General features: G+C 24.0%; 1 protein-coding gene. It reads left to right on the top strand.

What is annotated here, in order from left to right; all coding sequences use genetic code 11:
• Positions 1-29: 29 nt before the first annotated feature.
• The coding region (locus CD152_RS11315) for a hypothetical protein (protein WP_146034117.1) at positions 30-491 on the top strand (462 nt) is incomplete at its 3' end.

Genomic DNA, 491 nt, shown 5'->3' with positions numbered 1-491 from the left:
TAATAAATATATATATGAGGTCTAATTTAATGGAAGAAAACAATCAATTATATAACATAATGAATGATTTTATTGTTTCTTTAATTTCAATGAAGAAAATATCGGAAAAATATTATGAGTCCGATGATTTATTTAGAGCTTTTCAAATATTCGGGACTTCAGATAAAAATGCAGTAAGGTTTATTGTTGCTTATAAACAACTTCAGCTAAATGGTGAGAATGATGAGTCAATTAAAAAGTACGAAGGTTCCATCGAATCAGATACCAAACTGAAGCTATTTAATAATCAAATAATTATGCATGATAATCATATTAGGACAAAAAATCCATATATTAAGCTAATTTTGCATGAAATTAATGATGAATATAAGATGATTAAGCTAGAAATTGAACAAATGAAAAATAATCAAATAAGAAATTTAATTAGTTTATTAGAAAGTTTAGTTTCTAACTTAACTGTTAATTATATTCGAAGTGTAAGCAATCAAGAT

Source organism: Macrococcoides caseolyticum, from assembly GCF_002902665.1.
GTDB classification, from domain to species: Bacteria; Bacillota; Bacilli; order Staphylococcales; family Staphylococcaceae; genus Macrococcoides; species Macrococcoides caseolyticum.
Note: the sequence above shows the minus strand (reverse complement) of the source record. Positions and strands in the feature narration are given on the sequence as shown.